Source organism: Moorena sp. SIO3H5, assembly GCF_010692395.1.
GTDB lineage: Bacteria > Cyanobacteriota > Cyanobacteriia > Cyanobacteriales > Coleofasciculaceae > Moorena.
Window position 1 is genome coordinate 1 of record NZ_JAAHHS010000392.1, and the last position, 7,038, is coordinate 7,038.

Genomic DNA, 7,038 nt, shown 5'->3' on the forward strand with positions numbered 1-7,038 from the left:
GATCAGAACATCGGATCCTTCATTGCCAACAACAACATCATCTCCTAAGCCGCCTCGAACAATATCATCTCCGAGACCGCCGAAGACAAAGTCAGATCCTCCAGCACCCTGGATGTTATCGTCTCCTGCTCCACCCATGAGTATATCTACTTCATTGCCGCCAGCTGCTACATCATTACCGTCGCCAAAAATAAAAATGTTAGTTTGATCTTCTTGTCCTACGGCGAATACACCTCCACCCTCTTGAGGGCTATCAAAAAACATTGCACCCTCAAAGTCGCTTATAAATAGCGGAGCTGTGCTACCTGGACTTAATGTTGCTGCCATTTAATTGTCTCCTTGTTTTAGCTTGACTTTGGTCTAACAGGTAATAGTCCGGTTAATCAGGTTGTATTCAGGTAAATCGTTAATTGTTAATCGTTAATTGTTAATGGTAGTTCATGGTAATTAATGGGAATTAATTGAAGTTACCATCAACAATTAACTATGAGTAAACAGTCTAAACTACTACCTGGTTGGATGATTGTTTAACCGGACTTGATCTCAACTATAATTTTTTCTAATTGAATAAAAATTAGAAAACAATTAGAAACAAGTTAGACTTGTTTGATTCAAATCAAGTGTTAGAGGAAGCGATTATAAATTATTAGTCAAGGATAAAAATTAGAAACAAATTAGACTTACTTGATTCAAATCAAGTTTTGCACAGGTAATAGCTCGTCCCATGAATCACTTCATATTCACGGCAAGGGTTAATGCTTAATGGTTAATTGTCAAGAGTCAATTAACCATTTTAAATTTTCAAGTTTCAATTTTCAATTAAGGTAATCAAACGCCTTTTACGAGTAATTGCTCCTGTTTTCTCCAGTTGCATCAAAGCTCGTGATACAGTTTCGGGAGTCAAACCTAGCTCAGCAGCAATTTCTTTGAAGGGTTGGTCTAAGCTGAGAACGGTTTGATTACGGAACTGAGCTAAGTAGTGTAGATATTGAAGTACCCGGTCGTGAGCAGTCCGAATTTCTCGCCACTCTAAACGGACTCTGAGGGAGTGAATGTGTCTAACCAAAATGGTCATGAAATTCTCGGCCAAGTCAGGATAAAGACAAAGGCTTGACAAAAGAAGTTGCTTGGGATAAACAATTACTCGTGAAGCTACTTTAGCAATTGCTGTGTAAGGATAGACCGTTGAGAAAAGAGCACTTTCAGCTAAGCTCTCACCGGCTCTAACCACCTGGAGTGTAACCATTTTCCCTGATTGAGTGTAGTGAACAAGTTTGAATCGCCCTGTTTCCACTACAAAAAAATACGATGCGGAATTTCCCTGGTAGAATAGCTTCTGTTCAGCAAGCAGATTCTGGAAGATGACACCCTGACTTAGAGCAGGGGGAAGGCTCTCAGGTTTCAATAGATTCATCAATAAGGCTTCTAGTACGGCAGGACATGTGAATAGTTTAAGCAATCATTTTTGCCGATGTCTGTTGGAAAAGATCGCAAAAAATCAGAACTTGAATACAAAAAATGTCCCAAGTAGCAACTAGGAGCAGGAATATCGGAGGGTGCATCTCATAGTTGTAAAACAGAAGGGGAAGTATGGGAAGCGTGGGAAGTGTGGGAAGTGTGGGGAGTGTGGGAAGTGTGGGAAGTGTGGGAATCTTATTAGAATTTTTGTCTAATTGCAACAGTGAGATGCAGCTCCTTAATAACACCCCCTAGACGTATATTTACTACCTAAGTACTGATAACAAGTAACAAGTAACAATTTATCTAAATACGAAATGATTAACTATCGGAGATATTAGGTAAACTGATGTGCATTTAAATTGGTTATTCCCTGTTCCCTGTTCCCTGTTCCCTGTTCCCTGTTCCCTTTGATTAATTTACATATCCCAAAATTAATGCTCAACATCTTATCATTTAATCAGCTCAAATACATCTACTGTTTGCCGTTTTCCCTTGATTGAAACCTGACCCAATTCCCGATAGGTATACTCGTGCTTGGTCGCTTCATAGACACTACCACTGACGAGGATTTGACCCCCGTTGGCCATAGCTTGTAATCTGGCAGCGATATTGACTTCATCACCAATGGCTGTATAGTCCATATGCTGGGGAGAACCGATGTTTCCCACCACTACTTCTCCTGAACTAATCCCAATACCGGTTAGAAAATTCTCCCGGATCCAGGGGGTAGGCATAGTCTTAAGTTGATGTTGCATAGCAATAGCAGCTGCGATCGCTTGTCCCTGATTATCCTCTAGCTTAGAGGGGGCACCAAACATAGCCACAATCATATCCCCCACAAATTTATTGACTGTTCCCTCATGGTTGAAGATGACATCGACCATACAGGTAAAATATTCGTTCAGGTATTCAACAATTTTATGGGCTTCTAATTCTTCACACTGAGTTGTGAAATTCCTAATATCAGAGAACAATATAGTAATAGGCTTTTTGGCTGGAGTCAGGGAGATATTGCCCTTGGCATCAATAATAGCTTGGACAAGTTGCGAAGGAATATAGCGTTCCAGTCGGCTTTTAATTCGCTCTTCCTGTAGTTTATTTCTATGGAGCAAGGCATTTTCAATAGCTCCTGCTGCTTGAGAGCCAAGAATCGTTAAAAATTTTAAGTCTTGAGCTGTATAATTAACTGGTTTATCACTACAGAAATTAATCAAACCCAGCAGACCATTTTGGGTTTTTAGAGGAGCACAAACCAGGGATTTTATGGACTTCACACTAGCAATAAATCTGGTATCATCTTGAACCTGATTTACAATCTCAGCCTTACCAATTCCTAGCCCATTCTCTGTATTACTATTGCTCAGCTTAAAAAATTCTGTGGGATTATACTGTTTGCCAAAAGCGGAGATTATATCTAGTTGCTCAGTTTCGTAATTAATTAACAAGACTGAACCACAATCTCCTGGAATCAGTCTTCTCGCTTCATCGAGAAAAAGCTGAGCAATAGCGGATAGCTCTAAACAGGATGGAATCCGTTCCGAAACTCTATAAAGTAAATTAATTTCTCGGTATTGATCTAAGATAGCACTGCCTAGATCTTTTTTTTCTAATTCTTGATTAGCCAAATAATTCAGGAGTTCTTTAATTGCGATCGCTTTCTGATCGCCCTTGACCCAGCCAATCACCTGACCTCTTGCTTCAACGGGATATTTATTCCCTAAGTTACAACCTCCCAATACCGTAATTTTCCTAGGATTGTCCAACAGCAGCTTTCCGTGGACATCCTCAATCTCGACAGCGGTATCTATGGCGTCAATCAGTTGACTTATGACCCCTAGCGCTTTTGGCTTAGAAATAATTTTTTTGAGACTGACAGATGCCATACTTTGTGATATTATCCTAATTTGCCTTAAAAGTATCGATTCAAAGTACTCCTCACCCGTTCTTCTCGAAGCATATTTTCATAGAGGATAGCATTAGAGATGGCTGATGTGGCTTGAGATGCTAAAGCACTGATCAATTTCAAATCCCTGGCTGTATAGTCTACAGGTTGTTCACTACTGAGCTCAATCACACCAATTACCTGATCTTTGGTCTTGAGTGGGACACACATTAGGGAACTGATTGCATAATCAGATGGCACAAACCTGGGATCCGATGAGAAATCGTTAACGATTTCTCCTACACCAGTCATAATTACACTGCGAACAATACCTGTTATCGATTGCTTGTGGGGTTTATCCCCCATTTTTGCCTCAAAGCTAGCGAGTACTTCCAGTTGGGATTGGTCTTGGTCTAACAAAAAGATAAATCCCCGATTCACTTGAATTAACTCCCTAGTTTCATTAATCACAATTTGAGCAACGTCTTGAGGCATTAAATTAGCAGTGAATTTACCCGATAGATTGTAGAGTAAGTTGATTTCTCGATAGTTTTCTAAGGTTTCTATAGCAATTTCTCGGCGTTCTAGTTCTCGATTCGCTAAATAATTGAGTAGAGCGGCAATAGGACGAGCATGCTCTCCTCCCCTGACCCACCCTAAAGTAGTTCCTTTCAGGTCTATCTTGTATTTCCCAGATGACTGATCAGGCTCATCTCCCAATAACAGTTGCTCATCAATGTCTTGAATACTAATATCTCCTGCCAGGGAAGTGATCAGGTTATTGAGCAGTGACGAGATGTCTTTTTGGGCAATTATTTTTTTCAGTTTAATAGCAGTCATACATGTACTAGTTTAGTATTAATTATCTAATAATACAAAAAATGTCGTGGCTAATCCCTGTTCAAAACGCACCTTTTTAACCAATGCTTCTTCTTTTGCTATCTTTGAATTAACCAGAATTATATCAGGTTTTAATGAAATGGCTATAGAAATACAATCTTGACCATTTCGGGCTGAAATTATCCCGATTCCTCTTTTCCGTAATGCCTGAGTAATCATTTCAGCTTGAGGTAGATTTTCTTTCACTATCAAAACTTGCTTAGTCGGCTTTTCTTGAGAGGTCAGTTTAACAACTTCTTTGAGCAGTTCTTCGAGATTAATCGGTTTGCTCAAACATCGCTCAACTCCTAGAGCATGTTGATCTTCAGTGATAGACAAAATGATAATCGGAATATCCATACTGTCCAAGTCATTTTTAACCACCGCTGCTGTATCAAATCCATTCATTCTCGGCATCATTACATCCAAGATAATTAGGTCAGGACGTTCTTGTTTGATCTTTTCAATTGCTTCCCAACCATCTTTGGCTTCCTGAATCCTGTAACCTTCTGCTATAAGATGCTGCTTGAGTAGCTCTCGAATTGGAGCTTCATCATCCACAATCAGAATGGTTTTCTTGCTCGAATTTCTGATAATTGTCGAGGTGGTCATGGATGAGTGGAGTTGGGTGAGCAGGGTTTCAGCAGCTATGGTTTTGACTCCAGGTTCAGACTCAACGGGGATGGGTAACCTAAAGGAGAAATTACTTCCTTTACCCAGTTCGCTTTCGACCCAAATTTGTCCTCCATGATGTTCCACAATTTCCTTACAAATAGGGAGTCCTAACCCAGTACCTTGAGGTTTTTCAGTTAGAGTATTACCCGCCTGTTTGAATTTTTCGAAGATCAGCGCCTGCTCCGCTTCAGAAATGCCTATACCGCTATCAATGATACTAACGGTAATCTCTGAATCAGTTCGCCTTACTTTACAGTATACAAACCCTTGATTCGTAAACTTAGCTGCATTAGAGATGAGATTAATCACCACCTGAATTAGTCGGTCTCGGTCACCAATTATCTGAGGTAAGCCCTCGTCTATACTCTTAATTAATTCCACATCATTCTGTTCAAACAGAGCAGTCGTCGCAATGATTGCTCGTTCTAGGACATCGACAACTGAGACGGGTTGCATTTTCCACTCTACTCGACCAGCTTCTAGCTTAGCCAGATCCAGGACATCATTGATCAAAGCTTTGAGACGCTCCCCTTCGGAGATAATGATGTTAACATTTTCTGACACTTGCTTTAGGGTGCGCTGAATCTTGTGGTCATTGGTAGGAATTAATGGAAATAGGGTTTTTTCCAGTTTTTTCTGAATCAGTTTGGCAAAACCCATGACTGAAGTTAGGGGAGTCCTTAATTCATGGGAAACTGTGGAAATAAAGTCTGTTTTCATCCGGTCTACTTCTTTTTCAAAGGTAATATCTCGGATCAGAATCACCGAACCCATAAAGCCATCCTGACTATTAAGGTTATCTGTCGCCTTAGTATCTTTTAGAATAGCAGTGGCTACGGCTTTGCCAATCCGTTGATTGGTCAGTTCTACTTCAGCGGTAAATACTTGTTTAGGGTTAGTCTTGGTAAGAGTGACTAGGTTTGCGATCGCATTCCCCAACACTCCCTGACACCCTTGACCGAGTAACTCGGTTTCCCCCAAATCAAACAAGCTCACCAAAGCTGGATTGATGCGAGTAATTTTGCCATTGGTATCTGTTACCAGTAATCCATCGGCTAAGCTTCTAATCATCGCATCCACGTAAGCCAGAGTATGCTGTAATTGAGTCGTGGTGCTTTTGAGACACTGAGCTTGTTCACTGACAATTGTGTACTGTTCTTGAGTAGTGGTGTATAAATGTGCCTGGTTGATGGCGATCGCTAACTGATTGCTCACGGCTTGTAATAGCTCCAATTCCAAATCACTACAGCTCCAAGGCTTGCGGCGCATACAAATTAAATAGCCAGGAGGATGCAACCCCCGAATCATGACTGGTAACGCCAGATAGTTCCCTGTCTGGGAGTAGATGAGTTGATCACCACTATCATGGAAGTGAAACATCTGTCCTTGGCTTAAGCGATCGCATAAATCATGACAAGATTTGATACCTATTAATCCCACTTGGGACGGTAAATCAGCTTGTCGATGTTCACACAGAATTTCCAAGCATTGTTGGTCTTGGTGATACCAGCCAAAAGTCACTCGGTCGAGACGCAAGAGGGTAGCAATTTCATTGACAGTAGTTTGCACAGTTGTTTCCAAATCCAGAGATTCACGAATACGAGTAGTAAGCCGATTCAGCAGCGCCTCCTGCTGAGCTCTAGCGTTGGTCTGCTCTAAAGTTTGAATCTGTAGTAAAGCAATAACCATGGCGATGATCAGCATCACTCCCAACACCGATGCCAACAGATTGAGAGAATTGAGTTGTCGCTCCACATTAGCCCGGGGAATCACCAAAGCCACAGACCAATCCGCCTGTTGCAGAGGAGCATAAGCAACATACACCCACTGACCATCCAGCTCCAGTAGCCTTACCGACTCTTGCGGGTTGGCTATTTTCCTAGCCTCCATCATCTCTTGAGCAATTTGCTTTAGATTGGGGTTAGGGGAGTCTAAAAAACTCCTACCAAATTGAATTACCTTTGGATCTCGATGGGCAATGGGTACTCCTTTTGAGTCCAAAGCAAAGGCATAACTCCCTTCTCCCAAAGTAGTATTGGTAATTACCTCTGACACTCGGTCTAAGGAAACCGGTCCAGCAAATTCTCCTATGGGGAAAGACAATAGACCAGGCAAATTTCCTGGTTTTGGCTGGGTTACAT

Annotated in this window: 4 protein-coding genes and 1 pseudogene; all 5 read right to left on the bottom strand. The window is 41.2% G+C overall.

What is annotated here, in order from left to right; translation table 11 throughout:
* Positions 1 to 327 (bottom strand): annotated as a pseudogene (locus F6K52_RS29190) (calcium-binding protein); the annotation flags it as partial.
* A 481-nt stretch (positions 328 to 808) separates the two neighbouring features.
* Entirely contained in the window at positions 809 to 1,414 is a 606-nt protein-coding gene (locus F6K52_RS29195; protein ID WP_293086972.1) for a Crp/Fnr family transcriptional regulator, read from the bottom strand.
* Positions 1,415 to 1,910: 496 nt separating this feature from the next.
* Positions 1,911 to 3,344, bottom strand: a complete 1,434-nt coding sequence (locus tag F6K52_RS29200) for an adenylate/guanylate cyclase domain-containing protein (protein ID WP_293086975.1) — start codon at positions 3,342 to 3,344, stop codon at positions 1,911 to 1,913.
* 26 nt (positions 3,345 to 3,370) lie between these two features.
* The gene (locus F6K52_RS29205; protein ID WP_293086978.1) at positions 3,371 to 4,183 is read right to left on the bottom strand and encodes a GAF domain-containing protein; all 813 of its coding nucleotides are present in this window, start codon (positions 4,181 to 4,183) and stop codon (positions 3,371 to 3,373) included.
* 18 nt (positions 4,184 to 4,201) lie between these two features.
* The coding region (locus F6K52_RS29210; RefSeq protein ID WP_293086981.1) for an ATP-binding protein at positions 4,202 to 7,038 on the bottom strand (2,837 nt) is incomplete at its 5' end.

What these genes read in the sequence shown, in the direction of transcription:
- F6K52_RS29195 (WP_293086972.1), bottom strand. Translation starts at nt 1,414, where the DNA reads ATGAATCTATTGAAACCTGAGAGCCTTCCCCCTGCTCTAAGTCAGGGT.
- F6K52_RS29200 (WP_293086975.1), bottom strand. Translation starts at nt 3,344, where the DNA reads ATGGCATCTGTCAGTCTCAAAAAAATTATTTCTAAGCCAAAAGCGCTA.
- F6K52_RS29205 (WP_293086978.1), bottom strand. Translation starts at nt 4,183, where the DNA reads ATGACTGCTATTAAACTGAAAAAAATAATTGCCCAAAAAGACATCTCG.